Source organism: Streptomyces lunaelactis (genome assembly GCF_003054555.1).
Taxonomy (GTDB): Bacteria; Actinomycetota; Actinomycetes; order Streptomycetales; family Streptomycetaceae; genus Streptomyces; species Streptomyces lunaelactis.
This window is the reverse complement of the sequence record NZ_CP026304.1, coordinates 2,401,673-2,427,485: the sequence shown is the minus strand read 5'-3', so window position 1 is coordinate 2,427,485 and position 25,813 is coordinate 2,401,673. Positions and strand designations below refer to the sequence as shown.

The 25,813-nt window shown below is 69.8% G+C and carries 27 protein-coding genes; 15 read left to right on the top strand and 12 right to left on the bottom strand.

Translation table 11 applies throughout. From position 1 onward, the window contains the following. The first annotated feature begins 43 nt into the window (after positions 1 to 43). Positions 44 to 544 (top strand): hypothetical protein, encoded by a 501-nt coding sequence (locus SLUN_RS10945; protein WP_175314226.1) that lies wholly within the window; start codon positions 44 to 46, stop codon positions 542 to 544. Between the two features lie 90 nt (positions 545 to 634). On the opposite strand, the gene SLUN_RS10940 is transcribed toward SLUN_RS10945, so the two are convergent. Continuing rightward, a complete protein-coding gene (locus SLUN_RS10940; protein WP_108148310.1) occupies positions 635 to 2,173 on the bottom strand; it encodes a DUF1996 domain-containing protein in 1,539 nt (512 codons plus the stop codon). 213 nt (positions 2,174 to 2,386) lie between these two features. Here SLUN_RS10940 and SLUN_RS10935 point away from each other — a divergent pair, with 213 nt between their 5' ends. Continuing rightward, positions 2,387 to 2,920: a GNAT family N-acetyltransferase gene (locus SLUN_RS10935; RefSeq protein ID WP_108148309.1), complete on the top strand. Its 534-nt coding sequence runs from the start codon at positions 2,387 to 2,389 to the stop codon at positions 2,918 to 2,920. 60 nt (positions 2,921 to 2,980) lie between these two features. On the opposite strand, the gene SLUN_RS10930 is transcribed toward SLUN_RS10935, so the two are convergent. After that, a complete protein-coding gene (locus SLUN_RS10930) occupies positions 2,981 to 3,628 on the bottom strand; it encodes a response regulator transcription factor (RefSeq protein ID WP_108148308.1) in 648 nt (215 codons plus the stop codon). Further along, positions 3,613 to 4,881: a sensor histidine kinase gene (locus SLUN_RS10925; protein ID WP_108148307.1), complete on the bottom strand. Its 1,269-nt coding sequence runs from the start codon at positions 4,879 to 4,881 to the stop codon at positions 3,613 to 3,615. The genes SLUN_RS10930 and SLUN_RS10925 overlap by 16 nt, the downstream gene beginning before the upstream one ends. Before the next feature lie 219 nt (positions 4,882 to 5,100). Here SLUN_RS10925 and SLUN_RS10920 point away from each other — a divergent pair, with 219 nt between their 5' ends. Further along, the gene (locus SLUN_RS10920) at positions 5,101 to 7,251 is read left to right on the top strand and encodes an MMPL family transporter (protein WP_175314228.1); all 2,151 of its coding nucleotides are present in this window, start codon (positions 5,101 to 5,103) and stop codon (positions 7,249 to 7,251) included. Positions 7,252 to 7,373: 122 nt separating this feature from the next. On the opposite strand, the gene SLUN_RS10915 is transcribed toward SLUN_RS10920, so the two are convergent. After that, positions 7,374 to 8,369, bottom strand: a complete 996-nt coding sequence (locus tag SLUN_RS10915; RefSeq protein WP_108148306.1) for an NAD-dependent epimerase/dehydratase family protein — start codon at positions 8,367 to 8,369, stop codon at positions 7,374 to 7,376. Between the two features lie 205 nt (positions 8,370 to 8,574). Between SLUN_RS10915 and SLUN_RS10910 the strand changes: the two genes are divergently transcribed. Next, complete coding sequence (locus SLUN_RS10910) at positions 8,575 to 9,108, top strand: hypothetical protein (protein ID WP_108148305.1); 534 nt, start codon at positions 8,575 to 8,577, stop codon at positions 9,106 to 9,108. 45 nt (positions 9,109 to 9,153) lie between these two features. Continuing rightward, the gene (locus tag SLUN_RS10905) at positions 9,154 to 10,584 is read left to right on the top strand and encodes a PepSY-associated TM helix domain-containing protein (protein ID WP_108148304.1); all 1,431 of its coding nucleotides are present in this window, start codon (positions 9,154 to 9,156) and stop codon (positions 10,582 to 10,584) included. Positions 10,585 to 10,604: 20 nt separating this feature from the next. On the opposite strand, the gene SLUN_RS10900 is transcribed toward SLUN_RS10905, so the two are convergent. Together SLUN_RS10900 and glnII are read right to left on the bottom strand one after the other, a co-directional pair. Next, positions 10,605 to 11,198 carry a winged helix-turn-helix domain-containing protein gene (locus SLUN_RS10900; RefSeq protein WP_108148303.1) on the bottom strand — a complete coding sequence of 198 codons (594 nt, stop codon included), beginning with the start codon at positions 11,196 to 11,198 and terminating at the stop codon, positions 10,605 to 10,607. Positions 11,199 to 11,573: 375 nt separating this feature from the next. Then, complete coding sequence (glnII, locus tag SLUN_RS10895; RefSeq protein WP_108148302.1) at positions 11,574 to 12,593, bottom strand: glutamine synthetase; 1,020 nt, start codon at positions 12,591 to 12,593, stop codon at positions 11,574 to 11,576. A gap of 288 nt (positions 12,594 to 12,881) precedes the next feature. Between glnII and SLUN_RS10890 the strand changes: the two genes are divergently transcribed. Beyond that, positions 12,882 to 13,796 (top strand): Gfo/Idh/MocA family protein, encoded by a 915-nt coding sequence (locus tag SLUN_RS10890; RefSeq protein ID WP_108148301.1) that lies wholly within the window; start codon positions 12,882 to 12,884, stop codon positions 13,794 to 13,796. A gap of 98 nt (positions 13,797 to 13,894) precedes the next feature. Here the strand turns inward: SLUN_RS10890 and SLUN_RS10885 are convergent, their stop codons facing one another. Further along, the gene (locus SLUN_RS10885; protein WP_108148300.1) at positions 13,895 to 14,566 is read right to left on the bottom strand and encodes an SCO2207 family protein; all 672 of its coding nucleotides are present in this window, start codon (positions 14,564 to 14,566) and stop codon (positions 13,895 to 13,897) included. Between the two features lie 94 nt (positions 14,567 to 14,660). Next, the gene (gene pdxR / locus SLUN_RS10880; RefSeq protein ID WP_257153702.1) at positions 14,661 to 16,091 is read right to left on the bottom strand and encodes a MocR-like pyridoxine biosynthesis transcription factor PdxR; all 1,431 of its coding nucleotides are present in this window, start codon (positions 16,089 to 16,091) and stop codon (positions 14,661 to 14,663) included. 47 nt (positions 16,092 to 16,138) lie between these two features. Here pdxR and SLUN_RS10875 point away from each other — a divergent pair, with 47 nt between their 5' ends. After that, the gene (locus tag SLUN_RS10875; RefSeq protein WP_175260259.1) at positions 16,139 to 16,612 is read left to right on the top strand and encodes a carboxymuconolactone decarboxylase family protein; all 474 of its coding nucleotides are present in this window, start codon (positions 16,139 to 16,141) and stop codon (positions 16,610 to 16,612) included. Between the two features lie 89 nt (positions 16,613 to 16,701). On the opposite strand, the gene SLUN_RS10870 is transcribed toward SLUN_RS10875, so the two are convergent. Further along, positions 16,702 to 17,064: an arsenate reductase family protein gene (locus tag SLUN_RS10870; RefSeq protein ID WP_108148297.1), complete on the bottom strand. Its 363-nt coding sequence runs from the start codon at positions 17,062 to 17,064 to the stop codon at positions 16,702 to 16,704. A gap of 121 nt (positions 17,065 to 17,185) precedes the next feature. Here SLUN_RS10870 and SLUN_RS10865 point away from each other — a divergent pair, with 121 nt between their 5' ends. Beyond that, entirely contained in the window at positions 17,186 to 17,467 is a 282-nt protein-coding gene (locus SLUN_RS10865; protein WP_108148296.1) for a hypothetical protein, read from the top strand. 160 nt (positions 17,468 to 17,627) lie between these two features. Next, positions 17,628 to 18,998, top strand: a complete 1,371-nt coding sequence (locus SLUN_RS10860; protein WP_108148295.1) for a glycoside hydrolase domain-containing protein — start codon at positions 17,628 to 17,630, stop codon at positions 18,996 to 18,998. Between the two features lie 102 nt (positions 18,999 to 19,100). Here the strand turns inward: SLUN_RS10860 and SLUN_RS10855 are convergent, their stop codons facing one another. After that, positions 19,101 to 19,694, bottom strand: a complete 594-nt coding sequence (locus SLUN_RS10855; RefSeq protein WP_108148294.1) for a GNAT family N-acetyltransferase — start codon at positions 19,692 to 19,694, stop codon at positions 19,101 to 19,103. Between the two features lie 63 nt (positions 19,695 to 19,757). Then, positions 19,758 to 20,111, bottom strand: a complete 354-nt coding sequence (locus SLUN_RS10850; RefSeq protein ID WP_108148293.1) for a DUF8108 domain-containing protein — start codon at positions 20,109 to 20,111, stop codon at positions 19,758 to 19,760. Positions 20,112 to 20,349: 238 nt separating this feature from the next. Here SLUN_RS10850 and SLUN_RS10845 point away from each other — a divergent pair, with 238 nt between their 5' ends. Beyond that, the gene (locus SLUN_RS10845; RefSeq protein ID WP_108148292.1) at positions 20,350 to 21,219 is read left to right on the top strand and encodes a HalD/BesD family halogenase; all 870 of its coding nucleotides are present in this window, start codon (positions 20,350 to 20,352) and stop codon (positions 21,217 to 21,219) included. A 169-nt stretch (positions 21,220 to 21,388) separates the two neighbouring features. Further along, on the top strand, positions 21,389 to 23,212 hold the full coding sequence (locus tag SLUN_RS10840; RefSeq protein ID WP_175313468.1) for a choline/carnitine O-acyltransferase: 1,824 nt from the start codon (positions 21,389 to 21,391) through the stop codon (positions 23,210 to 23,212). Between the two features lie 132 nt (positions 23,213 to 23,344). On the opposite strand, the gene SLUN_RS10835 is transcribed toward SLUN_RS10840, so the two are convergent. After that, positions 23,345 to 23,845, bottom strand: coding sequence for a hypothetical protein (locus tag SLUN_RS10835; RefSeq protein ID WP_246339650.1), 501 nt, complete (start codon positions 23,843 to 23,845; stop codon positions 23,345 to 23,347). A gap of 218 nt (positions 23,846 to 24,063) precedes the next feature. On the opposite strand from SLUN_RS10835, the gene SLUN_RS10830 reads away from it, so the two are divergent. The 4 genes from SLUN_RS10830 to SLUN_RS10820 all read left to right on the top strand — a co-directional run bounded on the left by SLUN_RS10830 (position 24,064) and on the right by SLUN_RS10820 (position 25,602). Continuing rightward, positions 24,064 to 24,450: a hypothetical protein gene (locus tag SLUN_RS10830; protein ID WP_175313464.1), complete on the top strand. Its 387-nt coding sequence runs from the start codon at positions 24,064 to 24,066 to the stop codon at positions 24,448 to 24,450. Positions 24,451 to 24,473: 23 nt separating this feature from the next. Then, positions 24,474 to 24,698: a hypothetical protein gene (locus SLUN_RS41070; RefSeq protein WP_254708427.1), complete on the top strand. Its 225-nt coding sequence runs from the start codon at positions 24,474 to 24,476 to the stop codon at positions 24,696 to 24,698. Beyond that, positions 24,655 to 24,951, top strand: a complete 297-nt coding sequence (locus tag SLUN_RS41065; protein WP_257153909.1) for a peptide deformylase — start codon at positions 24,655 to 24,657, stop codon at positions 24,949 to 24,951. The genes SLUN_RS41070 and SLUN_RS41065 overlap by 44 nt, the downstream gene beginning before the upstream one ends. Positions 24,952 to 25,032: 81 nt before the next feature. Next, a complete protein-coding gene (locus SLUN_RS10820) occupies positions 25,033 to 25,602 on the top strand; it encodes a peptide deformylase (protein ID WP_254709987.1) in 570 nt (189 codons plus the stop codon). The last annotated feature ends 211 nt before the right edge of the window (positions 25,603 to 25,813 follow it).

The window sequence follows — 25,813 nt, the reverse complement described above, 5'->3', positions numbered from 1 at the left end:
CGTTCGCGCGCGCGAGAGGGGGGTGAGAGGGCACGATGGCCGGATGAGTACGCGTACGAACACCGGAGCGAAGCGGACAGCCCGGACAGCACTGGCAGTTCTGGCCCTGACCCTGGCCGCCGCCTGTGGCTCGGGCAATGACGGCGATGGGCGTGGCGGCGACGCCGACAAGGCACCCAAGCCGCCGGAGACGGCGACGGGCAGCCTGGAGCAGATCGCGGAAAAGGCCGAGTGCAAACCGAACATCCAGACGGATGCGGCCGAACTGCGGCAGGCCAACTGCACCACGGGTGATGGCAGGTATGTGCTGGCCACCTTCGCCACCGACCGCGGGCAGCGCGAATGGATCAACGAGGCCAACGACTACGGCGGCGCGTATCTCGTCGGCAGGAAGTGGGTCGCGGTGGGCGAGCCGAAGGTGGTCACGGCGCTGCGCGGCCGGCTCGGCGGGACGGTGGAGACCGGCGCGCAGCACCACTCGGGGAGCAGTGGTGACACCGGTGCGAGCGAGGAAGGCCACACCCACACGGGGCACGGGGGCTGACCGCGCGGCTACTTGGGGAGGGGGGCCGGCTGAGCAAAGCGGAGCGGCCCCCCACTCAGGGAGGCCGCTCCGGTCGGTTCGTTCAGTCGGTCAGGTGCACTTCTTGCCGCCGTTGATGCAGTTCACCACCTGGTTCATCAGGTTCTCGTCGAAGACGTTGATGAAGTCACCGTGGTCGGTGACCGGCTTGTGCAGCTGCTCCGGGAAGGAGTCGACCGCGAAGCCGGGGCCCGGCGGTACGTCGTACACGATCCGCTGCACCAGCTGCGGGATCGCCTGGAATCCGTTTCCGCAGTTGCCGTTGCCGTCGGCGAACGCCACATGGGTGCGGTGATTCGCACTGTCGGTGTTCTGGCCGTCCCAGCAGCTCTGGAACTTGAAACTGCGTACCACCTGGCTGCCCTCGGGGCAGATCGGGTACTTGTCCTTCAGCTGACGGTCCTCGAATCCGGTGCAGCTCCAGGAGGCATTGGCGTTCGCGTCGCCGTTGGTCAATGCCTTGGCGTCACCGGTGATGATCCGCAGGAATCGGGGCATGGCGGTGACCTTGCTCCGCGGATTGCCGACGAAATTCAGCGTGACCTCGGACGGAGTCTGGATCTCTCCGACGTTCTGGTCCTTGCCACCGCCGTCCGCATTGGCGTCGTTCTCGGCCTGTCCGTTCTGCAGTCGCAGGACGGGCCAGTAATAGGTCGACTTGTCGCCCTCGTTCTGGCAGGTGGTGTCACCGTTCGCGAGATCGTCGTCGCTGGCGAATGCGTCATTCGCCTGGTTGCCGACGTAATCGTGCATATGGTGCGCGCCATTGCTCACACCGGGCGCGACGATGACATTGTCCGGATTGAACTTTCCGTTCTCGTTCGTTCCGCACGCCGTGGCGAACGATCCCCTGGAGCCGCCCCGGCGCTGCTGGGGCTGCTGGACGTTGGGCTCGACGGACTGGATGTCGACGAAGTCGGCTGCTTCGGGCCCATTTCCGCCCTGCCCGCGCTGGTCATTGCCCTGACCGTCGTCCTGACCGCCATTCTGGCCATCATCCTGACCATCACCCTGGCCGTCATCCTGACCGCCGTCCTGGCCGTTGCCGTCCTGTCCGTCTCCTTGTCCGTCGCCGCCGTTGTCACCTTCGCCGGCGTTGACGTTGTCGTCGGGGCGCAGAGCGCAGGGGGCGAGGGAATCAAGCCCCTTCGGCTGCTGGCCGGCCCGGCCGATGGACACGGAAATACGGTCGATGCTCGCCAGCCGCTTGTCCTTCAGCGGATTCAGAATGGCGTTATTGGCCAGTTGGGGATCCTGTTCGATCTGCTCCTTCTGATCCGCGAACTTCTGGTACGCGTCGGTGATCTGGCTGTCCATCGCCGCCAGTTCCCGGTCGACTTCCGGACGTGCCTGTTCGGGGACGTCGGGCAGATCGTTCGCGACCTCGGGGCAGTCGATGGTGGACACGTTCTGTCCCGCGCCCTTTGTCTGATTCTGCGTCTGCTCGTTCTGCTGGCCGGACCAGGACCAGCCTTCGCCTGCGGAGGCATACGTATTGACCGCGACCAGTCCACCCCCGCCCAGGATCAATGCGGCCGAGGCGACTATCGCCCGGTTCGCCAGCGTCGAGCGTTTTCTGTTGCGTCCCATGGAACTCCTCTGCTTCGTTGCCGGGTGTGGGTTAGGGGGGTCCCGGCAGAGGGAGAAGCGCGACGTTCCCCGGCAGAGGGAGAAGCGCGACGTCCAATACGGCTGGGGCTCATGGGGTGTTCAACCGCCGTTGGAATTCGTAGAAATCTCCATGAGTAAACCCGGCGCATTGCGCTGAAGTCGGACGGCTGTGGGGATGGCAGGATGGGCGCCATGACCGAGATCCAGACTCCCCGACTCCTCCTCCGCCGCTGGCACGACGACGACCTTGTACCGATGGCCGAGATCAACGCGGACCCGCAGGTCATGGAGTGGATCGGTGACGGCTCGGTGCAGGACCTCGACCAGACGGCCGAGGCCATCGAGCGGTGGGAGGAGGAGTGGGACGACGAGGGCTTCGGCCTGTTCGCCGTCGAGCTGCTCGCCTCGGGCGAACTGATCGGCTTCGTGGGCCTGTCCGTCCCCGAGTTCCTGCCGGAGGTGCTGCCCGCGGTGGAGATCGGCTGGCGGCTCGGCCGGCAGTTCTGGGGCCAGGGGTACGCGTCCGAAGCCGCCGCCGCCACACTGGAGTTCGCGCTCCAGGACCGTGGCCTGGACCGCGTGATCAGCATCGCGCGAACCGGCCACGAGGCGTCCGAGAACGTGATGCACAAGCTGGGCATGGAGCTGGAGCGGCAGACGACGCACCCGCGGTACGGCTCCCTGCTGAGCGTCTACGCGATCGACCTCACGGAGTACGAGGCCTGAGGAGAATCCAGCCCGTCCGGCGATTGAGGACAGCACGGCCACCGGACGGCCCCGGAACAGCTAGCCGCGGTCCAGGTACGCCAGCACCGCGAGCACCCGGCGGTTGTCGTCGTCCGACACCGGCAGCCCCAGCTTCGCGAAGATGTTCGAGGTGTGCTTGGCCACCGCCCGCTCGGTGACCACCAGTTGCCCCGCGATCGCCGCATTGGAGCGGCCCTGCGCCATCAGCTCCATGACCTCCAGCTCACGCGGGGTCAGCCCGGCGATCGGCTTGTCCTGGGCCCGTCGCGACAGTAGCTGGGAGATCACCTGCGGATCCATCGCGGTGCCTCCCGCCGCCACCCGCCGTACCGCGTCGATGAACTGCTCCGCGTCGAGGACCCGGTCCTTCAGCAGATAGCCGACCCCGCCGTTCCCGTCGGCCAGCAGCTCACGCGCGTACAACTGCTCCACGTGCTGCGAGAGAACGAGCACCGGCAGCCCGGGTCTGGCCCGCCGCGCCGCGAGCGCGCACTGCAGGCCCTCGTCCGTGTGGGACGGCGGGAGCCGGACGTCGACGACGGCGACGTCCGGCTCCAGCTCCGCGAGCGCTTCGGTGAGTTCCGGCCCGCTCTCCACGGCGGCCAGGATCTCGAAGTCGAATGCCTCGAGCATGCGGACCAGGCCGTCGCGCAGCAGGAACAGGTCTTCGGCTAGGACAACGCGCAAGGGATCTCCATGGTGACCATGGTGGGACCGCCCGCGGGGCTGCTGACGGCCAGGACGCCGTCGAATGTACCGAGTCGGCGTTCGATGCCGCTCAGGCCGGAGCCGGTTCCGATCATGGCGCCGCCCTTGCCGTTGTCCGTGACCGCGATACGCAGAGAGCCGTCCGCGTACGTCACGTCTACCCAGAGCCGGTCCGCGCCGGAGTGCTTGACCGCGTTGGTGAGTGCCTCGCTGACCGCGAAGTACGCCGCCGATTCGACCGGGGCCTCGACGCGGCCGGGAAGCTCCACCTCCACCTCGGTCCTGACCGGCAGCCGCAGCGCCAGGGCCTTGACCGCGTCGCCTAGGCCGCGCTCCGCCAGGACCGGCGGGTGGATGCCGCGGACCAGGTCGCGCAGCTCCGTCAGCGCCTCGGCGGAGGACTCCCGGGCCTTGGAGATGAGCTCCTTGGCCTGTGCCGGGTCCTTCTCGATGAGCGCCTCGATGGTGCCCAGGTTCATGCCCATGGCGACGAGCCGGGCCTGCGCCCCGTCGTGCAGATCCCGCTCGATACGGCGAAGTTCGGCGGCCGAGGTGTCCAGGGCGTCGTGCCGGGTCTCGGTGAGCCGGCCGATGCGCTGCTCCAGCTCCACCTCGCGGTTCGGGGCGAGTACGGAGCCGGCCAGCCGGAAGTGGGTCCGTATCAGGAACTGGTTGCCGTACAGCGCGACCTTTATCCAGACGACTCCGAGCAGCGCGGCAAGACCGGCCGTGCCCCATCCGTCGACCGGTATGAAGGAATACCAGTACGTGCCGTCCGCCTCGACGATCGGCTGCCACAGACCGGCGAGGAGCAGCAGTCCGAAGATGCCCTCCAGGATCAGCGCCGGCGGGAGGATCGCCACGATCGCCCCCGCGGTCATGTCCACCAGCAGCCACTGCATGTCGCGCCAGGTCGCCGGATCCTTCAGCATCAGCGTGCACCGCTCGACCTGCCCGGTGATGCCGGTGCGCATGTCTGAGGGGAAGGGGCGGTACGGCACCGGAATACGTACGGCCGACCACTGGGCCGCCAGCAGCCGCCGCTGGTTGGCGTGTGCCCGCACCAGGTGCAGTACGGCGGGTGTGGTGAGGACACCCACACCGATCGGGATGAGGGCGATGGAGACCACCGCCAGGACGAAGGCTGTGATCGACCCGACCAGCGCCATCAGCGCCAGCGCGAGTCCCTGTGCGCCGGCCACCACCGCATCGCGTGCCTTCGTCGTCTTCATGGGGTTCCCCTCGTTGTCCGGTCTCGGGCACCAGTGTGGCCGGACCGTACGGGCGGCGGCACTGGCCTCCGACACCGTGTGGGGGTGTACCTGGCACCACCCCTGTGAGCTCGCCTTTCGGCTCCACGGGAGGGGGCCTTGACGGTTGGGGCGCGAGCCCGCGGGTTTCTAGCGTCGTACTCGACTTATTCGGCGCTTACCTCTGGGGGCGAAAACGCCATGAGGCGTAACCTCGCGGCACGTATGGGTGTGTGGAGCGCACACCATCGCAGAACGGCGATCATCGGCTGGCTTCTCTTCGTCGTCCTGGCGACGGCGGCCGGCGGTGCATCCGGGATGGTCGAGATGTCCGCGTCCGAGCAGGGCACGGGCGACTCCGCGCGGGCCCAGAAGATTCTCGACGACGCGCGCCTCGATCAGCCCGCCGGCGAGCTCGTCCTGGTCAGCAGCGGGACGGCGGGCGGCTGGAAGGCCGCCGCGGCAGAGCTGAGCGAGGCGATCGGGAAGACGGGCGAGGCGCAGAAGATCGAGCCGCCGCTCGCTTCCCAGAACGGCAGGGAGGCGCTGATCCGCTTCCAGATCAAGGGCGACTCGAAGACGGCGGCGGACCGGGTGCAGCCCGTGCTCGACGCCGTACGGGACACGGGCAAGGCCCAACAGGGCGTCGAGATCCATCAGTTCGGGCAGGCCAGCTCGGAGAAGTGGCTCGGCGATCTGCTCTCCGAGGACTTCCAGCGGGCCGAGTTCACCGCCGTACCGCTGGCGCTCGGCATTCTGCTGGTCGCCTTCGGGGCCGTGGTCGCGGCGCTGCTGCCGGTCGGTCTCGCGCTGACCGCGTGCATGGCCGCCTTCGGGCTGCTGTCGCTCGCCAGCCACCAGCTGCACCTCTTCCAGACGACGTACTCCGTGATGTTCCTGATGGGGCTCGCGGTCGGCGTGGACTACTGCCTGTTCTATCTGCGGCGCGAGCGTGACGAGCGGGCCGCGGGGCACGACGCCGAGACCGCGCTGCGGATCGCGGCCGCGACCAGCGGGCGGGCGGTCCTGGTCTCCGGTGTGACGGTGATGCTCGCGATGGCCGGGATGTTCCTGTCCGGGCTGATGCTCTTCAAGGGCTTCGCGCTCGCCACGATCATCGTCGTGTTCATCGCGATGCTCGGCTCGGTGACGGTGCTCCCGGCGCTGCTGGCCTGGCTGGGCGACCGGATCGACGCGGGCCGGATCCCCTTCCTGAACCGGCGCGGCAAGAAGGGCGCGCACGAGAGCGGCGCGGTGGCGGGTGCGGTGCTGCGGCCCGTCCTGGCGAAGCCGAAGCTGTTCGCGTTCGGGGCGGTCGCGGTGCTGCTGGTGCTGGCCGCGCCGGCGCTGGGCATGAAGACCGAATCGCTCGGGATGGAGAAGCAGTTCGGCTCGGACGCGTCGCTGTCGGTCGCGTACAAGAAGGTCACCGAGGCCTTCCCGGGCGGCCCTGAGCCGGCGCGCGTCGTCGTCAAGGCGGACGACATCGACTCGGAGCGGATGCGGGGCGCGCTGGCGCGGTTCGACCCGTCCGATGTGACCGTGCACCGGGCGAAGAACGTCGCGGAGATCGAGGTGGTGCTTGCGGGCAACGGCAACGACAGCGCCTCCAAGGACGCGCTGGCGGATCTGCGCGACAAGCGGGTGCCGGCGGCATTCGGCGGCACGGGGGCCCAGGTGTTCGTGGGCGGCGAGCTGGCCGAGTCGGTCGACTTCAACGACCAGTTGAAGCGCGGCATCGTGCCGGTGTTCGCGTTCATCACGGCGGTGACGTTCCTGCTGATGCTGTTCTGCTTCAGGTCGTACGTCATCGCGGTGACGTCGATCCTGCTCAACCTGCTCTCGGTGGCGGCGGCCTACGGCGTGATGGTGGCGGTCTTCCAGCACGGCTGGGGGGCTTCGGCCCTCGGTACGGAGGCGGTGGGCGCGATCGAGGGCTGGATGCCGCTGTTCGTCCTGGTGGTGCTGTTCGGTCTCTCGATGGACTACCACGTCTTCGTGGTGTCGCGAATCCGCGAGGCGCGTGACCGGGGGACGGACACGCGGGCCGCGATCAACGAGGGCATCCGCCGCACGGCGGGCGCGGTGACGGGCGCGGCGGCGATCATGGTGGCGGTGTTCGCGGTCTTCGGGACGCTGTCCATGCAGGACATGCAGCAGATGGGCGTCGGCCTGGCGGCGGCGGTGCTGCTGGACGCGACGATCGTCAGGATGGTGCTGCTGCCGTCGGTGATGGCGCTGCTGGGGGAGCGGAACTGGCGGACGCCGAGGGGGCTGGGGTGGTTGCCGCGGATGGACCACGGCGAGGCGGAGGTCCCGGCGCCGGGCAACTTGAGCCCGTCCGGCGTTTGAGGACACGGCCGAAGGCCGTACGGGGGTCTGGGGGCGCAGCCCTCAGTTACGGGAAGGGGCGGGTAGGGCTGCATCCGATATGCGGCCCCGCCGCGTGGGCCCGCCGCAGGCGGCCCGGCCCCTCACCCCGCCAGGACCTTCGCTTCGACCGCCGGGTCCAGCCCCACACCCGGCCGGTCCCCCCGCCGCGGCGCCACCCCTCCGATCGACCGCAGCCACGCCCACGTATCCGTCACCGTCTCCCCGACCCCCCGGCAACTCAGCCCCGCCCCAAGCGCCTTCGCCGCACTCAGGCCGTACACCTCGTTGTGCAGCTCCGGCAGCTCCGCCCGCGGGACCCAGATCGGGAGCTCCGTCCACGGCTCGATGCCCGCCGCCAGGACCCTCTCCGCGGCCGTCCAGCGCAGCTCTGCGGCGGAGCCTGTGACCCGCGCGCACAGCTCCAGCAGCTCGCCCATCGTCGTGTGGCCCTGCTCGCTCACCAGGTTGTACGGGCCGCTCAGACCCCGTTCCGCCGCCTCCACCATCCACTCCGCGAGGTCGCGCACATCGATGTACTGCAGCGGGGTGTCCCGCGGGCCAGGCGCCAGCATCGGGCCGCCCCGGGCCGCCCGCCCCAGCCACCACGGCAGCCGGCCGATGTTCTCCCACGGGCCGATGATCAGCCCCGCGCGCACCAGCAGCGAGCGGGCCTCGCCGATGGCGTCCAGCACGGCCAGCTCCCCGCCCCGCTTGGCCTCCGCGTACGGGACGTCGCCCGCGTCGGGCGAGCCTGCCACCACCGGGCCGGTCTCGTCGTAGCCGACCGCCCGCGGCCAGGCGTACACCGAGCAGCTCGATACGTAGACATAGCGACCGGCCCGCCCCGCCAGCAGCCGGGCCGCATCCCGTACGGCCGACGGCGCGGCCGACCAGGTGTCGACGATCACGTCCCACGTACCCTCGGCCAGCGCCGCGAGGCCGTCAGGCGCGGTGCGGTCGCCGAGCAGTTCAGTGACACCCGCCGGTGCTTCGTGGCGGCCGCGGTGGAACACCGTGACCTCCCAGCCGCGCGCGAGGGCCGACTCGACCACCGCACGGCCCACGAACTCCGTGCCCCCCAGAATCAGAAGTCTCATACCTGCCGACTCTGCCCGCCGATGCGCCACCGGGGACAGGGATTCTGCTGCCAGGCGAACCGAACAGGAGCCCCCTCTCCCGCATCCGGCCGCGGGATGGCAGCATGTGCGGACCATGACAGATGCCCGGTCGCCGATACGCGCCTTTCGGGCCGCGCTTTTCGCGGCGGTGTGCGTGACTTTGGCCGCCGTGGGGCATTCCTCCATGTCTGCTCATGACCTTCCGCTCCCGGCGCTGCTCGCCGCCTTCGCGGTGACCGCGACCGCCGGCTGGCTCGCGGGCGGGCGCCGCCGTGGCGTACCCGCCATCGGCACCGGACTGCTCGCCGTCCAGGGCGCGCTGCATCTGATCTTCTCCGGAGCCGGACCGGGCGGACAGTCCGCCGAGCACCACCAACACCAGTACCAGTACCAGCAGTACGAAGCCGCCACCACGGCGATGGACACGGACGCCGGCATGCTCGCCGCCCACCTCCTCGCCGCCGCCGTCTGCGCGCTCTGGCTGGCCCGCGGCGAGGCCGCGTTCTTCCGGCTCGCGCAGGCCATCGGCACCCTCGCCTTCGCCCCGCTGCGGCTGCTGCTCACGGCCGTCCGGCTGCCCGAAGCCGTACGGCCCCCGGTACGCCACCGGTCCCGTACCCCCCGCTTCCACGGCGTCGTACTCGCTCACACCCTCGTGCGCCGCGGCCCGCCCGCGCTCCCCGCACCCTTCGCCACGGCCCCCGGAGCAGCCGTCTGACCTGGGGCCGACTCCCCATGTCGACGCCAACTCCCTAGGACAGCCATGGCCATTGACGACGCCCCGTCCCAGAGCACCGAGAGCACCCAGAGCCCCGAGAGAGCCGACGAGACCAGGTCCGGATCGACCTGGAGCTCCCTGCGGCCCCTCGTACTCCGGCTCCACTTCTACGCCGGCCTGCTGATCGCCCCGCTGCTCCTCATCGCCGCCACCAGCGGACTGCTCTACGCGCTCTCCTTCCAGGCCGAGAAGATCATCTACAGCCATGAGCTGGAGGTCCCGGTCGGCGACCGCACCCTCCCGCTCGGCGCCCAGGTCGAGGCCGCCCGCAAGGCCCGCCCCGACGGCACCGTGACCGCCGTCTGGCCCTCGTCCGAGGACGGCGCGACCACCCGCGTACTGATGACCACCCCCGAGGTCGAGGAGGGCAAGTCCCTCGCTGTCTTCGTCGATCCGTACACCTCCGAGATACGCGGCGAGCTGCCCTCCTACGGCAGCTCCGGCGCCCTCCCGCTGCGCACCTGGCTCGACGGACTCCACCGCGATCTGCACCTGGGTGACCTCGGCCGCAACTACAGTGAAATGGCCGCCAGTTGGCTCTGGATCGTCGCCCTCGGCGGTCTCGCGCTCTGGCTCGGACGCAGGCGCGGCACCAAGCGCGCCCTCGTCGTCCCCGAGCGCGGGCCCAAGGGCCGCCGCAGGACGCTCTCCTGGCACGGCTCCGTCGGCCTGTGGGCCGTGACCGGACTGGTCATGCTCTCCGCCACCGGACTGACCTGGTCGCGGTACGCGGGCGAGAACTTCGGCGCGGTCCAGGACCAGCTCGGCGGCGCCACGCCCACCGTCTCCGCGGCTCTCGAAGCGGGCAGCGGCACGGGCGACGGACACGAGGGGCACGCCGGCACCGGCGGCGGCGCCCATCAGGGCGCCGACGTCGGCATCGACAAGGCCGTCGAGTCCGCGCGCGCCGCCGGCATCGACACGAAGATCGGCGTGACCCTCCCGGCCGAGGGCAGCGGCTATGTGATCAAGGAGCGGGACGCCCAGTTCCCCGTCCACCTCGACTCGGCCGCCGTCGACCCGTCCAACGGCAAGGTCATCGACGAACTGCGGTTCGCCGACTACCCGCTGCTCGCCAAGCTGACCCGCTTCGGCATCGACGCCCACATGGGCGTCTTCCTCGGCCTCGTCAACCAGCTGGCCCTGGCCGCACTCACCTTCGCCCTCATCCTCCTGATCCTGTGGGGCTACCGGATGTGGTGGCTGCGCAGGCCGACGAAGGAGCGGAAGCTGAGCGCGGGCAGGCCGATGCCGCGTGGCGCCTGGCGCAAGGTGCCGCTGCCCGCCCTGCTGCCGCTGGCCGCGGTCACGGTCCTGGCGGGCTGGTTCGTACCGATGCTGGGCATCAGCCTGCTGGTGTTCCTGGCGGTCGACCTGACGCTGGGCGCCGTGGCCCGGATCCGCGCGCGGGCGTAGGCCCTGCCCGACCGCCCGCCTCAGGGCGCGTACTTGTAGCCGACCCGCCGTACGGTCTGGATCGTGCGGCGGTGCTCGGCGCCCAGCTTGCGGCGCAGCCGGGCGACATGGACATCGACGGTCCGGCCGTCGCCCACATGCCCGTAGCCCCACACGGTGGTCACCAACTGGTCGCGCGTGTGCACCCGGTGCGGATGCGCCACCAGATGCGCGAGCAGCTCGAACTCGAGATACGTCAGATCCAGCGCCTGCCCGTCGACCAGGGCGGTGCGCTGCTCCGGGTCGATCCGCACCGGACCGTCACCGTGGTCCGGCTGCGGGTCGGGCAGCGGGCCCGACTGCGGCCCGGACCGCTGGTTCGACCGCCCGTCCGGCTGCTGATCGGCCGGTACGAGCACGAGGTAGCCGACCATCGGCGGCCGGCCCGGCAGGGCGGGCAGGGTGTGCTGGGGCGCGGGCAGCCAGGTGGCCCCCGGCGGAAGGAAGTCGGCCACCTCCACGAAGCCGCGCGGCGGCGCGACGACCTCGTCGAGGTCGACGGCTCGGAGTCGGTGCCGTGCGGCGGTCGGCCGGGCGGTCGCGGAGACGGCGGAGGAGGAACGGGAGTTCGCCATGAGAGGTCAGCTCTTTCGCGCGGAGGAGTCGTCGAGTCGTGAGGACGGACGTACGTCGTGCGCGCTGGCCGAAGACCGGGGTGAGCGGCTTTAGAGGGCCTGCGCGTTCACCGCGCGGCAACACACCCGGTCGAAGTCATGGTGCTGCCGGGACGGCCAGAACGGCTCAAGGTCGCTGCGACCTGTCGCGATGTGCTGGTAGCTGGCCATGACCCCATTGAAGCAGATGCCATCGCCCCGCAGCAGGGGGCTTCCGTGCCTTGCTGTGCCGGATCAGGCCTGCCTGACGGTCACTTGGCGCGATTCGGGCTGTTCACGCCGAAGGGCGCCCACCGGCCGGAGACCGGTGGACGCCCTCTCGTAGTGATAGGCGGATCAGACCTGGCCGGCCTTCTCCAGCGCGGTGCAGCACGTGTCGACGAGCAGCCGGGTCACCACATACGGGTCGACGTTGGCGTTCGGGCGGCGGTCCTCGATGTAGCCCTTGCCGTCCTGCTCGACCTGCCACGGGATACGGACCGAGGCGCCACGGTCCGAGACGCCGTAGCTGTACTCGTTCCACGGGGCGGTCTCGTGCAGACCGGTGAGGCGGTCGTCGATGCCCGCGCCGTAGTTCTTGACGTGGTCGAGCGGCTTGGAGCCCTCACCCAGCGACTCCGCGGCGGTGATGATCGCGTCGTAGCCCTCGCGCATCGCCTTGGTCGAGAAGTTGGTGTGCGCGCCCGCGCCGTTCCAGTCGCCCTTCACCGGCTTCGGGTCGAGCGTCGCGGAGACCCCGAAGTCCTCGGCGGTGCGGTAGAGCAGCCAGCGCGCGACCCACAGCTGGTCGGAGACCACCAGCGGCGCGAGCGGTCCGACCTGGAACTCCCACTGGCCCGGCATGACCTCGGCGTTGATGCCGGAGATGCCCAGGCCCGCCGTGAGGCAGTTCTCCAGGTGCGCCTCGACGACGTCACGGCCGAAGATCTCGTCGGCGCCGACACCGCAGTAGTAGCCGCCCTGCGCGGCCGGGAAGCCGCTCTCGGGGAAGCCCAGCGGGCGGGAGCCCTTGAAGAAGGTGTACTCCTGCTCGATGCCGAAGATCGGCTCCTGTGCGGCGAACTTCTCGGCGACCTCGGCGAGCGCGGCACGCGTGTTGGACTCGTGCGGCGTCATGTCCGTGTTGAGGACCTCGCACATCACCAGGACGTCGTCGCCACCGCGGATCGGGTCCGGACAGGAGAAGACCGGCTTGAGCACGCGGTCGGACGCGTGGCCCTCGGCCTGATTGGTGCTGGACCCGTCGAAGCCCCAGATGGGCAGCTCGGCGCCGTCCGTCAGGATCTTCGTCTTCGAGCGAAGTTTGGCGGTCGGCTCGGTGCCGTCGATCCAGATGTACTCAGCCTTGAAGGTCACGGGGCCTCATCCTTTGCGGGTGCAGCGGTATGTCGCGCAGCTTCGCAATCTGTGATTTCCCGGCCATTGCCCATTTGTGAACCCCACGTTACGCAGGAGGTGCGGCCCTCCAGATTCCCGCGATTCACGCGCGCCCCGTGCGACGCTGTGGGGCTGAGCAGGGACGAAACCGTCCGTGTCGTATACAGGGTTCACGAGCACCCGCCCCTGCTTCGGTCCGGTCGCGGGTGGTGCGCCGCCGGACCCGTTCGCCTCCCCCAGCTTTCTGCGAGGGGCAGACTGGGTGGCATGACGAAGCCCGCGAAGCAGCCGCGTATCGGACTCCTCGGTGCCGGACCCTGGGCGGCGCGCACCCAGGCCCCCGCGCTCGCCGCCCACCCTGATGTCGAGTTCGCCGGTGTGTGGGGGAGGCGGCCCGAGGCGGCCGCCGCCATTGCCGCCGCCCATGACACGACGGCGTACTCCGGCGACGACGGCATCTACGCCCTCTTCGCCGCCTGTGACGCGATCACCTTCGCGCTGCCGCCGGACATCCAGGCGCCGCTCGCGGCCCGGGCGGCGGCTGCCGGCTGCCACCTGCTGTTGGACAAGCCGGTAGCGACGACGGTGGCCGGGGCCCGGGAGGTGGCGGAGGCGGCGGAGCGCGCCGGCGTCGCTTCGGTCGTCTTCTGCACGCTGCGCTACGCCGCCGACACCGCGCTCTGGATCGCCGAACAGGCGGCGGTGGGCGGCTGGTTCACGGCCCACGCGCAGTGGCTCGGTTCGCTGTACGCGCCCGGCTCGGACAGCCCGTACGCGGATTCGCCGTGGCGGCGCGAGAAGGGCGGGCTGTGGGACGTGGGCCCGCATGTGCTGTCCGTACTGCTTCCGGTGCTCGGCGATGTGACGGAGGTGACCGCGGCGCGTGGCCCGGTGGACACCGCGCATCTGGTGCTGCGGCACGCCTCGGGGGCGTCGAGCACGGCGACGCTGGGCCTGAGCGCGCCGGTGAAGGCGTCGGGCGTGAGCATCGCGCTCGTCGGCGATCAGGGATCGGCTGTGCTGCCCGACTGGGGTGACGCGGTCCGCTCGTTCGGGGCGGCGGTCGACGCGCTGCTGGAGTCGGCGAGCACGGGGAAGGCACACGACTGCGACATACGGTTCGGGCTGCGGCTGACCGAGATCCTCGCGGAGGCGGAGGCGGAGCTTCTGCGGCGGGGGTAGCGGGGGCGCGGGTAGCGGGCGCGGGCCCAGGACGGTGCCGTGCTCCTCCCGGGGAGGATGCGGGCGGGAGAACGGCGCCGTCCTGAAACCCGTCAGGGTCAGCCGACGCGCTCGATACGCGCCTTGCGGATGAGGAACTTGCCCGGCTCGCGGACCTGCTCGAAGGCTGCGTTGTTCAGCAGGGCGCAGCTGCCGGAGGTGGAGGCGACCTTGACGGTCGTCGACTTGTTGTTGTCGAGGTTGGTCACCTTGAGGGTGGTGCCGATCGGGAACTGGTTGCTGGAGGCGGCGGGGGCGCCGCCCTCGCCGGAGAGGGTCACGGTCGAACCGGCGCAGACGACCTCGCCGGCGTTGCCCTGATCGCCGCCGCCCTGGTTGCCGCCCTGATCGTCGGCGGGAGGCTGCTCTTCGGCAGGCGGCTGCTCCTCGGCCGGGGGCGCTGCCTCGGCAGGCGGCTGCTGCTCGGCGGGCGGCTCGGCGGCCTCACCTCCCCCGCCTCCGACCTCGCACCCGGAAGCGGCCTGCTGCACCTTGATCTGCTCGATGACGGCCTGCCGGTTGGCGATCCGCGCCGCGGACTGGGCGTCCGGATTGGCGCGCTGGCCGGCGATGAAGTTCTCGTTGTTCTGCAGGGCGGTGACCAGTCCGTCGCAGGCTACGGACGCATTGCTGGTGCCCGTCATCGCTACTGCCGTACCGCCGATCGCGACGGCGGCGCCGACGAGCAGAGCGATCTTCTTCTTACCGCTGAGGGTCCTCTTGCGCGACACGTGGGGCTCCTGTCGGGTGGATTCCTGTGCCGTTACGTACGAGTAGGACTCCCGGCTTTCTCAGCCGCTCCACCCACAACATCCTTAACTTTTCTTAAGGCAACGCGCGGCAGAGCGCGTCCAGCGCCCCGCCGTAGGTGTGCTCGGGCGGCGTCGCGTATCCGACGACCAGCCCGTCGCGCCCGTCGCGTTCGCGGTGTCCGGCGCCTTCGCCCGCCGGGCAGTCCGGGTGGCGGTAGTCGGCCAGCCCCTCCACCGCCAGGCCCTGCCAGGCCGCCGCCTTCACCACCGCCCGCTCGGTCCCCGCCGGAAGTTCGAGCACGGCATGCAGCCCCGCCGCGATCCCGGCCACGCGCACCCGCGGCGCCCGCTCCGCCAGGGCCGACACCAACTGGTCGCGCCGGCGGCGGTGACGCTGCCGCATCGTGCGTACATGGCGGTCGTACGCCCCTGAGGCGATGAAGTCCGCGAGCGTGAGCTGCTCCGTGGCGCTCGACCACTGCTCGCGCTCGCCCTTCGCCGCCACGACGTCGTCCACGAGCTGCTCCGGCAGCACCATCCAGCCGATCCGCAGCGTGGGGGAGAGGCTCTTGCTCACCGACCCCACCAGCACCACCCGGTCGGGATCGAGGCTCTGGACGGCGCCCACGGGCTGACGGTCGTAGCGGAACTCGCCGTCGTAGTCGTCCTCCAGGACCAGCCCGCCCGTCGAGCGCGCCCAGTCCACAACGGCCGCCCGCCGCTCGGGATGCAGCGGCCCGCCGGTCGGGAACTGATGCGCGGGGGTCAGCAGCACCGCGCCCACCGCCCCCAACTCGCCCACTCGGGCACCGTGTTCGTCGACGGCGAGCGGCACGGTGCGGATGCCTTCTCCGGCCAGGAGTGCGCGGTGGTAGGGCAGCCCGTACGACTCCACCGCCCAGCGGCCCGACCCCCCGCCCGCGACTGCCGCCATCAGCCGCAGCGCGTGCGCGGCCCCGGAACAGACCACGATCCGCCGGGGGTTCGTCCGCACCCCGCGCACCCGCGCCAGATACCCGGCCAGCGCCTCCCGCAACTCGGCCCGCCCGCGCGGATCGCCGGGCCCGAAGGCGTCGTGCGGCGCGGCGGTCAGCGCCCGCCGGGCGGAGGCGAGCCACGCCCCGCGCGGAAAGGCGGAGGGGTCCGGCTGCCCCTGCACCAGGTCGTACGTCGGCCGTGTGGGCCTGGCCGGGGTGCGCTGTCCGCGTACGGGAGCGACCGGCGCCACCTGCTGCGCGACCCGGGTCCCCGACCCCTGCCGTGCGGTGAGCCACCCCTCGGCGACGAGCTCGGCGTACGCGTCGGCGACGGTGTTCCGGGCGATCCCGAGGTCGGCGGCGAGGGACCGGTAGGGCGGCAGCCCGGTACCGGGGGCGAGCCGCCCGCTCCGGATGCCGTCCCGCAGGGCCCTCATCAGAACGGCACGCCGGCTGCCCGGTCCTGTCAGCTCCAGATGCAGATCCGCACCAAGACTCTCGGCCGAATTGACCCATGCTTCTGCCACTGAAATGCACCCCATTGCCGGTCGCCTGCGCATCTAGATTCGTACACATGACGACGACAGAGATCAACTCGAACGTGACCCGGATCAACTTCGCCAAGCTGGCCCCGAAGGCCTTCCGCGCCGTGATCGGCCTGGACGCCGCCGCCCGCGAGGGCCTGGACCCGACCCTCGTGGAGCTGGTGCAGGTCCGCTCCTCGCAGCTCAACCACTGCGCCTACTGCCTCCACATGCACACCGCGGACGCCCGCAAGGCGGGCGAGAGCGAGGAGCGCCTCCACATGACGGCCGTCTGGCAGGAGGCGAAGCACTTCTTCACCGAGAAGGAGCAGGCGGCCCTGGCCCTCACCGAGGCGGTCACCCTGATCGCGGACGGCGGAGTCCCGGACGCGGTGTACGCCCGGGCGGCGGCCCACTTCGAGGACGAGGAACTGGCCCGGCTGCTCGCCCTGATCTTCGCGATCAACACCTGGAACCGCATCGCGCTGGCCACGGGGAAGGTCGCGGGCACGGACGAGCGCTGACCTCGTACGAACCGGTCCTGGCCGGCTGGCGTAACGTACCCGCGTGCAGGGTCGAGCCGCTGACGCACCGCCGCTGGTACGCCGTACCGCTATGAGCGGGCCAGAGCGTCCCGTATCGCCTCGTCCGTACGCGCCACCACGGCCGTCCCGTCCTCCGCGGTGATGATCGGCCGCTGGATCAGCTTGGGATGCCGCGCGAGCGCCGCGATCCACCGCTCCCGGGAACTGTCGTCCCGCGCCCACTCCTTGAGCCCCAGCTCCTTCGCCGCGGCCTCCTGGGTCCGTGTGATGTCCCACGGCTCGAGCCCGAGCCGTCCGAGAACTTCCCGGATCTCCTGCTCGCTCGGCACGTCCTCCAGATAGCGGCGGACGGTGTACGAGGCGCCCTCCGCATCGAGCAGACCGATGGCGCTGCGGCACTTGGAACAGGCGGGATTGATCCAGATCTCCATGCCGTCACGGTACCGCTCTCGCGCCCCTCAAACACCGTCTGGCCAGCGGTGATTGTCAGTGCCCGGCAGTAGAATGAACAGTAGTTCGGGATGGTCCCGCCACCGCGCCAGGAGGTTGCCGATGGCCGTTGCCACACTCACGACGAAGCCCCTGTTCGAGCCCCTGCACAAGCCGCTGAAGAAGAAGCCACTGCCGGCCGGACAGCCGCGCGAGTGGTACGTCTCCCACAACCGCCGCCTGAAGGCGATGCGTTTGGCGATCGCCCTGCTGGACTCGGGTGTCTACCACCCGGCGACAGCCGACAACCGCAAGATACGGGCGACGGCGGAGGACATCGGGGTGCACCCGCCGTCCGACACGACGTGCCGGATGGTGCGCGCGCTCATCCGCTACGGCCGCTGAACGGAGCGGACAGGCCCGCCGCTGTCACCCGGGGTGACAGCGGCGGGACTTTCACGTCTTCGGGGATGCACTGCCAACAAACTCGATCGGCGCGGGGTGCAGTTGGCCCACAGTGGGGCATTCTGGACCCACACGGTTCGCGTCGCCCCGGGGGGCCGTCATGTCGCACTCGCACCGCACCCTTCGTACTCTCCACACCCTTCCTACGCTCCACGCCCTGCGCAGATTCGCCGTCCTCGCGGCCGCCGCCGTACTGGGCGCCGGCACCGCGCTGACCTTCGCCCCGCCCGCCGCCGCCGAACCGGCAACGGCGGTCGGCTTTCCGTCCGGAGCGAGCGCGACCCGCTACTCCGGACTCGCCTTCGACACCTGCACGGCACCGCCGCTGACGGCGATCCGGGCGTGGAGCGCGTCGCCGTACCGCGCCGTCGGTGTGTACATCGGCGGCATCAACCGCACCTGCGCCCAGCCGCAACTGACCGCGTCCTGGGTCACGTCCGTGTCGGCGCTGAAGTGGCGACTGCTCCCCATATACAAGGGCCTGCAACCGCCGTGCGGCGGCCGGCCCACCGACGCCAAGATCAGCTCCGCCGCGGCGACCGCCAGGTCCCAGGGCACCGCGGCGGCAGCCGACGCCATCGCCAAGGCCAAGGCGCTCGGCATGCAGCCCGGCAGCGCCTTCTACAACGACATCGAGAACTACGTCCAGACGGACAACACCTGCCGGCTCGCCGTGCTGTCGTACGTCTCCGGCTGGACGAAGGAGCTGCACCGGCTCGGCTATGTCTCGGGCGTCTACATGAACCTCAACCTCGGGGCCAGGCAGCTCTCCGACGCCTATACGTCAACGTCCTACGCCCGGCCCGACGCGCTGTGGATCGCCCGCTACGACGGAACCGACTCGCTGAAGGGCTGGACGAACATCGCCGACTCCAAGTGGGCCTCCCACCAGCGGGCGAAGCAGTTCAAGGGCAGCCACGACGAGACGTACGGCGGTGTCACCCTGAACATCGACACCGACCGTCTCGACACCCCGGTCGCCACCGTCGCGTACACCTACACGGTGACAAGTTCCACCGCGCTCAACGCCCGCACCGGCCCCACGACGGGCTACCCCGTCGCCAAGTCGTACGCGCCCCGCTCCGCCCTGAAGGTGGTGTGCCAGGCGCCCGGTTCCACCGTCGGCAGCACCAGTGTCTGGGACAAGCTCTCCGACGGCACCTACGTCACGGACCACTACGTCAGCACCCCGTCCAACACCACCTACAGCGCCCCGCTGCCGCGCTGCACATACCCGTACCAGACCACCGCCCCCGGCGGCCTCTCCGTACGGACGGGCCCCGGCACCTCGTACGCCGTCGTGGGGACCTTGCCCAACGGAGCCCTGGCGTGGGTCTACTGCCAGCGGTCGGGCTCGACGGTCGCCACCACCAAGATCTGGGACCGGATGGACAACGGCCGCTATGTCTCGGACTACTACGTGGCCACGCCCAGCAACACGACCTACAGCAAACCGGCTCCCCGCTGCTGACGACGGCGGATCCGGCACGGGCCGGCTTCAGAACCCAGTGCATGAGGCTGTGGCGAAGGACCGGATGCGGTGGCCGGACTCGGGCGGCCGGGCTCGGGGTGGTCAGATCCGGGCGCTGAGGCGTGCCTTCGCGGCCGGCCACTCCTCGGCCAGCAGCGAGAAGTAGACGGTGTCCCGCCACGTGCCGTCCGGGCGTCGGCGGTGGCGGCGCAGCACACCTTCGCGCTCGGCGCCGAGGCGGGCGATCGCGGCCTGCGACCGAAGATTCATGTGGTCCGTCTTCAACTGCACGCGCCCCATGCCCCGTTCCTCGAAGGCGTGGGCCAGCAGCAGCAGCTTCGCCTCGGTGTTGACCGCCGAGCGCCAGAACGCGCGGCCGTACCAGGTCCAGCCGATCTCCAGGCGCTCGTTCTCGGCGTCGATGTCCATGTACGTGGTCCAGCCGACGGCCTGCCCGGTCCCGAGAGCGATGACGGCGAACGGGATGTACGTACCCTGCTCCGCGGCCTTCAGCAGCTCGGCGAGCTTGAGCCCGAGCTCGTCCTGCGTGTGCGGGGTCGGCCCGCCCTGCCAGCGCCAGACCTCGTCGTCCCCGCCGCCCGCGGCGAAGAGGCCGCTCAGGTGGTCCATGGTCAGCGGTTCGAGGCGTACGTGGCGGCCGGTCAGGGTGACGGGCGACGGTGTCTTGGCAGGCATGGCCCGAACGGTAGCCCGCACTCTGCACTAGCCGCAATCTGATTTTGCACTAGCGCAATAGGTCTAGGACGCCGGAGCATGCACAGTGACGACGTCCCCCCGCGCATCGACCGTGAGGGCGACCCGCTCGACCCTGTTCGTCGCGATCAGGATGAGCCACACCACCACCCACAGCAGGCAGGTGGCCAGGCTGAGGACGGCATGCAGCACATGGTTCACCGGCTGGCCGCGGACCATGACCGCCTGCGTCTCCGAGCGGGACTCCACGCGCCACCCACTCGCGATCCGCTGATTCACCGCCCAGTCGAGGATGAGTCGCCGCCGCGTCTCGTCCGGCGGGCCGGCCTCCGAGCCGAAGTAGCCGGGCGGGGGCTGCAGTGGTTCCGCCCACCCGGTTGGCACCTTGCGGAGCTTCATTCCTCCAGGGTGCGGTGGATCGCCCGTCGCGGCACGCCGGGCCCCGGTCATCACCGATGCGCAGTACATCGATGCGAGTGCACCGGGCCGCGCGTCGTGCCCGGTGGCGCGAGGAGCCCTCACGGATCGAGTGTGCCCCTCCGCTCAGTGTGACGTGTCACAGACAACCGGGCGACGCTGTGGGAGCTTCAACTGCGTTGCGTCTCAGTGGAGTTGCTGATGAGCCGAGAGGATCGAAATGAGCACTTTGGAAGCCATGATGCTCGACCAGGTGGTCGACACGGCTCGGTATCCCCTGTCGGAACTCGAGAGCGCCGAGGGGCGGGCTGTAGTTTCCCGTGCCCGGCGCGAGCTATTGACTCTCGGTTGCACCGTGCTGCCGGACTTCATCCGTCCGTCGCTCCGCGATGTCCTGCGGCAGGAGTGCTCGGCCATCGCCCCCCGAGCGCACTTCGACGTCGAAACGGTCAACGTCTACAACATCCCGGTGGACTCCGCTCTGCCGGAGGACCACCCCGGCCGGAGGAGCTTCCAGCGGGGCAACGCGTTCGTCGCGCGGGACCGCGTCCCCGCCGACTCCCTCATTAGCCGGCTCTACTCCCACCGGGTGTTCCAGCGCTTCATCGCCCGCTGCTTCAGCCTGCCGCAGCTGCAGGAGCTCGCGGACCCGCTCTCCGGGCTGGTTCTCAACGTCGTCGGGCCAGGCATGGAGCACCCCTGGCACTTCGACACCAACGAGTTCACGGTGAGCATGCTCACCCAGGAAGCGCAGGCCGGCGGCGTCTTCGAGTACTGCCCGAACATCAGGTCAGCGCACGACGAGAGCTTCGACGATGTCCGGGACGTACTGGACGGCCGGGGCGAGCGGCTGACCCGGCGCCTTTCCCTGCAACCTGGTGACCTGCAGCTGTTCAAGGGCCGCTACTCGCTGCACCGGGTGAGCCCCGTGCAGGGCGAGGTCGCGCGCCACTCCGCGATATTCGCCTACAGCGAGCGCCCCGGTGTCATCGGGAGCGTGGCACGGACCCGGCAGCTCTTCGGCCGGGTACTGCCCGAGCACCTGGCGGCCGAGGGCCGGGCCGTCCGGGGCGACCGACTGCTGGACTAGGCCGTGTCTGACAAATCCCGCCTGGCAGGATTTGTCAGACACGGCCCAGGCCCTGCGGGGTGGCCGCACGGGGCCCGGAGGCGGAAGGCTGGCTCTACGCACAGCTCTACCTTTCCCGTCCGCATGCCACCACAGATCCCAACGATCCGAATCGAGAGCAGAGTTGAAGATCAGTCAGGATGTACCGGGCAACGCGACCTTCGCCCAGGAGGACAGCCTGCCGCGCGTTCCGCTGCCGACACTGGAGGCGAGCTGCGAGAGGTTCCTCGCCTGGTGCGCGCCGCTGCTCAACCCCGACGAGCGGGCGGCGACCGAGGCGGAGGTGACCGCCTTCCTCCGGCCCGAAGGACCCGGCCGGGTGCTGCACGGGGCGCTGGAGGCGTACGACGCCGCAAAGGGCGTGCACAGCTGGCTCGACACCTTCTGGCCGTACCGCTACCTGGGCCGCCGGGACCGGATCGCGCTCAACGCCAACTTCTTCTTCCTGTTCAAGGACTCCGGCCAGCCGCAGGTGGAACGGGCGGCAGGGCTCATCGCCGGGGCCGTCAACTACAAGCGGCAGCTCGATCAGGGGCTCATTCCGCCGGTGGTGCAGCGCGGGCAGCCCCAGTCGATGGTGCAGAACAAGTTCCTGTTCTCCGCCACCCGGATCCCCGGCGCGCAGCAGGACACCGTCCGCAGCCCCTACACCGAGGAGTGGCCCGGCCCGTCCGAGGCCCGGCACATCGTGGTGTTCTTCCGGGGCGGCATGTTCAAGCTGGACGTACTCGGCCCGGACGGCGTCCCGCACAGCCTGGACGACCTCGAGGCGGGGCTGCGCGCCGTGCTGAAGGCCGGCGCCGAGCCGACCGGCGCGGCCACATCGGTGGGCCACCTCACCACCATGGCGCGCGCGGAGTGGGCGGCCGCCCGTGAGGCCCTGCTCGCCTGCCACCCCCGCAACGCCGACGCGCTGGACGACGTCGAGACCGCACTGTTCTGCGTCGCACTGGAGGACTTCGCACCGGCGGACACCCAGGAGACCTGCGACCAGCTGCTGTACGGGGACCGCGGCAACCGCTGGTTCGACAAGGCCGTGTCCTTCATCGTCTTCGCCGACGGCCGGGCGGGCATCAACGTCGAGCACTGCGAGCTGGACGGGACCACCATCCTCAGCTTCACCGACGCCTTGCACAGCACCCCGGCCGAGGAGCAGTCCCAGCAGTCCGGAGCCCGTTCCCAGGGTCTGCCGACGCTGGAGCCGATCGTGTTCGAGCTGGACGACGCCCTGCGGGCCCAGGTGCGCTCCGCAGCCGACGCCTTCGCGGCGTACGGGGCGGCCACCGCGACCAGCACGGTGTCGTTCGAGGACTTCGGCAGCAAGGCGGCCAAGACGCTGCGGGTCTCGCCGGACGCGTTTGTCCAGGCCGCCTACCAACTTGCCCACCAGCGGGCCAAGGGGCACCTGGGCGCCACGTACGAGTCGATCGCCACCCGGCAATACCGGCACGGGCGGACCGAGGCCATGCGCGTCGTCACCCCCGGGATCCGCGATTTCGTCACGGCGATGGAGGACCCGGCAGCGGACGCGGACACCCGGCGCGCCGCGTTCCGGGCCGCCGCCGAGCAGCATGTGGCGCGCGCGAAGGAGTGCCAGCTCGGACAGGCACCCGAGCAGCACCTCTGGGAGCTGGAGCTGATCCAGCGTCGGCGCGGGGCGGAGCTGGGAGTGAGAGAGCAGCCCGCGCTGTACCGGACGCCGGGCTGGCTGACGATGCGGGACGACTACCTGAGCACCAGCTCCGCGCCGTCCGCCAACATCCAGTACTTCGGCTTCGGCTCGACCAGCAGCCGGTGCATCGGCGTCGCCTATGTGCTGCTGCCCGACCGGTTCAACCTCTACCTGAGCACGCCGCTGGCGGTGGCCGACCAGATGCGGACGTTCGCCGACCGGCTCCGCGAGGCGGTGGCCGAACTGCGGGAACTGCTGGGGTCCGAGCGGCCCGGGGACTGAATCGCGAGGCCGCCACCCGCGCCGTGGCCGGCCACACGGCCAAGTCGTTCACCGAAGAGGCCACTGCTCGTACCCACTCCGGGCAGTGGCCACGACTCGCGAATGGACAACTCGGTGCCATTCGCCCTTGATCTACATCTCCGTGCTCTTGCAGCACCCGTATCCGTTCACCCAGCAGTAGTAATGGCCGCGCAATAGCTTTCGTTTACAGTCTGGGCAAACGGCGACGGTGACAGGGTTGACGCGAATAACAGAAGTGTTCTCGAGCGCCAAGACTGATCCCACCGCCTCCCGTCCGTGCTCGGCAATTCCTTGCTGTACGAACTCAAAAGCCCCGTATACGCGCCCACACTCACACGGAATGCGGTTGGAGTAGAGGGATCCGGTGTCCTTGACTCCCAACTCGGACTCAATCCTGGCTTTCTCTTCGCTCGTGACCGGCTCCATTTCTGCTTCCTTGATCCGCTGAGGAGTCCAGTACCACGCGTTCACCGCCGCAGCTTGGGTATGGGAGACGTAGAACGTCGCGGACCTGCCGTTCCTCAGCGCCTCTTGCACCGCGGCCACGACGTTGGTGTCGTCCGCCGAAATTACGGCTTTCCCGTTATTGATGACAGCCTCGATAGAAGCCAAAAAGGAACTATCCATGGTGCATCTCTCCAAACGCGATGATCCGACTCAACCGCCCGGGTGGCGACTGTTCTCCTGGTGCGATGCTCGCCTGCTGGGATATCTTCCGCCAGCCAGGAGCCCCATTGGAGGGAACACCTGGGCAATGGGGTTAACTCGCGTCCGTGGGGGATTTCATTGCATGCGGCGAACGATCAGCGCCCCGCCCAGGGGTAGGTCGCGTGTGGTTCGGTTGTCCGGGCGCGGCTGACAACGAACACGGCCGCTTCCCGCTCTACCCCGGCGAGTCCGTGTGGATCGAGTACGCCTACACCGTCGGCGACAACAAATGGGGCAACTGGTTCCAGCGAGCCGTCCGCCTGCCCACCGAACAACTCGAAGTCCAGCTCGCCTTCCCTGCCGCCCTCGACCCCGTCGTGTGGGGCACCGAGACCTCCATGACCGCCGAAGCCTCCCCGCTGCGAACCCCTCCCGTCCGCAGCGACGACGGTGAACTACGGCAATTCACGTGGATCACGACTACACCCGCCCTGCACGCTCGGTACCGTCTGGAGTGGCGGTTTCGGGCACGGACCGAACGCGACACAGATCAAGGGGAGTTCAGGTGATTGACGTGCGGCCCAGTCAGCGAATGCGAGACCTCGGCGTCGTCCAGCACGGTGCAGGCATTCTCGGCGAACCGGCCCGCGCCTTTGACCTGCCCGCCGAGCGCGACGAGGCCGAACGCGTCACCGACGAGCTGTTCGCCGCCATGGAGCGGATCGGCCAGGTCCACCCCTTCGCCAAGGGCATGGGCATCGCCGCCCCCGCAGATCGGCATCGGCCGTGCCGCCGCCGTCGTCCAGCCGCCTGGTGACGCACCTGCCATCATCCTGCTCGACCCGCGGATCACCGACCGCTCCGAGGAGACGGACGAGCAGTACGAGGGCTGCCTCAGCTTCTTCGACGTGCGCGGCCTCGTCCCCCGCTCCCTGAAAATCACCGTCGAGACCACCGCCCTGACCGGCGAGACCGTGACCACCGAGTACGCCCGCGGCCTCGCCCGCCTCATCCACCACGAGATCGACCATCTCTTATCCGGCGCTGCAGCGTTGGCTCGTTCGGTTTGACCTGTTCCAGCGTCGGCGGCATATCGCTGACGTCAGCAGTGGTGGAAGATCTGAACCTGGTTTGGGCCAGGAGGCGAAGGGATGCCGATGTCAGCGGGAACTCTCACCGAGCTGATGCGAGCAGCCGGGATCGTGCAGGAGGGCGATCCGGCGCTCCTGGAGGTCGCCCGTGACCTCGTGCTGCCGGACGAGGCGGATGAGGCATTGGGAGTGGTTGAAGCACTGGAGGCTGCTGCCGAGCGTGTGGCGGCTGTTCACGTCTTCGCGAAGGGATTGGGCGTCGCTGCCCCGCAGATTGGGATCAGAAGGGCCGTTGCCATCGTCCGTCTGCCGGAGGGCGGGTCCATTACGCTGTTCAATCCGGTAGTCGTCGAGCAGTCGACACAGACCGACGAGCAGTACGAAGGCTGCCTCAGCTTCTTCGACGTCCGCGGACTCGTCCCACGCCCCCTGGCTCTCCACGTCGAGCACCAAACCGTCGAAGGGCCCCGCCACGTCTCGGTCTTCGAGCGAGGGCTGGCTCGCCTGGTCGCCCACGAGATCGACCACCTTACGGGGACTCTGTACCGAGAGCGCATGCGCCCCGGAACCGAACCGATCTCGGTAACGGAGTACCGCGGGTCGGGCGCGGCGTGGAAATACACCGGATAGTCGATTCTGGGGGGACCTCAACCTCACCATCAAGACCGTGCGCCGGCCCGCGGTGTGAAGGGCTTCGTCATCCTGTCTCGCAGGTGGATCATCGAACGTCGTGGATGATGCGCGCCCGCCGCAACTGCCGGGACTTCGAGCGCACCTACCAATCCAGGATGCCCTCATCACCTTGGCCGGCGGCGGCAGGACAGACGCTTTCCAGCGGCTG

Bases quoted from the DNA above. Each gene is read 5' to 3' on its own strand.
- SLUN_RS10945 (WP_175314226.1), top strand. From the start codon at position 44: ATGAGTACGCGTACGAACACCGGAGCGAAGCGGACAGCCCGGACAGCA.
- SLUN_RS10940 (WP_108148310.1), bottom strand. From the start codon at position 2,173: ATGGGACGCAACAGAAAACGCTCGACGCTGGCGAACCGGGCGATAGTC.
- SLUN_RS10935 (WP_108148309.1), top strand. From the start codon at position 2,387: ATGACCGAGATCCAGACTCCCCGACTCCTCCTCCGCCGCTGGCACGAC.
- SLUN_RS10925 (WP_108148307.1), bottom strand. From the start codon at position 4,881: ATGAAGACGACGAAGGCACGCGATGCGGTGGTGGCCGGCGCACAGGGA.
- SLUN_RS10920 (WP_175314228.1), top strand. From the start codon at position 5,101: ATGAGGCGTAACCTCGCGGCACGTATGGGTGTGTGGAGCGCACACCAT.
- SLUN_RS10915 (WP_108148306.1), bottom strand. From the start codon at position 8,369: ATGAGACTTCTGATTCTGGGGGGCACGGAGTTCGTGGGCCGTGCGGTG.
- SLUN_RS10910 (WP_108148305.1), top strand. From the start codon at position 8,575: ATGTCTGCTCATGACCTTCCGCTCCCGGCGCTGCTCGCCGCCTTCGCG.
- SLUN_RS10905 (WP_108148304.1), top strand. From the start codon at position 9,154: ATGGCCATTGACGACGCCCCGTCCCAGAGCACCGAGAGCACCCAGAGC.
- SLUN_RS10900 (WP_108148303.1), bottom strand. From the start codon at position 11,198: ATGGCGAACTCCCGTTCCTCCTCCGCCGTCTCCGCGACCGCCCGGCCG.
- SLUN_RS10890 (WP_108148301.1), top strand. From the start codon at position 12,882: ATGACGAAGCCCGCGAAGCAGCCGCGTATCGGACTCCTCGGTGCCGGA.
- SLUN_RS10875 (WP_175260259.1), top strand. From the start codon at position 16,139: ATGACGACGACAGAGATCAACTCGAACGTGACCCGGATCAACTTCGCC.
- SLUN_RS10870 (WP_108148297.1), bottom strand. From the start codon at position 17,064: ATGGAGATCTGGATCAATCCCGCCTGTTCCAAGTGCCGCAGCGCCATC.
- SLUN_RS10865 (WP_108148296.1), top strand. From the start codon at position 17,186: ATGGCCGTTGCCACACTCACGACGAAGCCCCTGTTCGAGCCCCTGCAC.
- SLUN_RS10860 (WP_108148295.1), top strand. From the start codon at position 17,628: ATGTCGCACTCGCACCGCACCCTTCGTACTCTCCACACCCTTCCTACG.
- SLUN_RS10855 (WP_108148294.1), bottom strand. From the start codon at position 19,694: ATGCCTGCCAAGACACCGTCGCCCGTCACCCTGACCGGCCGCCACGTA.
- SLUN_RS10850 (WP_108148293.1), bottom strand. From the start codon at position 20,111: ATGAAGCTCCGCAAGGTGCCAACCGGGTGGGCGGAACCACTGCAGCCC.
- SLUN_RS10845 (WP_108148292.1), top strand. From the start codon at position 20,350: ATGAGCACTTTGGAAGCCATGATGCTCGACCAGGTGGTCGACACGGCT.
- SLUN_RS41070 (WP_254708427.1), top strand. From the start codon at position 24,474: ATGCGAGACCTCGGCGTCGTCCAGCACGGTGCAGGCATTCTCGGCGAA.
- SLUN_RS10820 (WP_254709987.1), top strand. From the start codon at position 25,033: ATGCCGATGTCAGCGGGAACTCTCACCGAGCTGATGCGAGCAGCCGGG.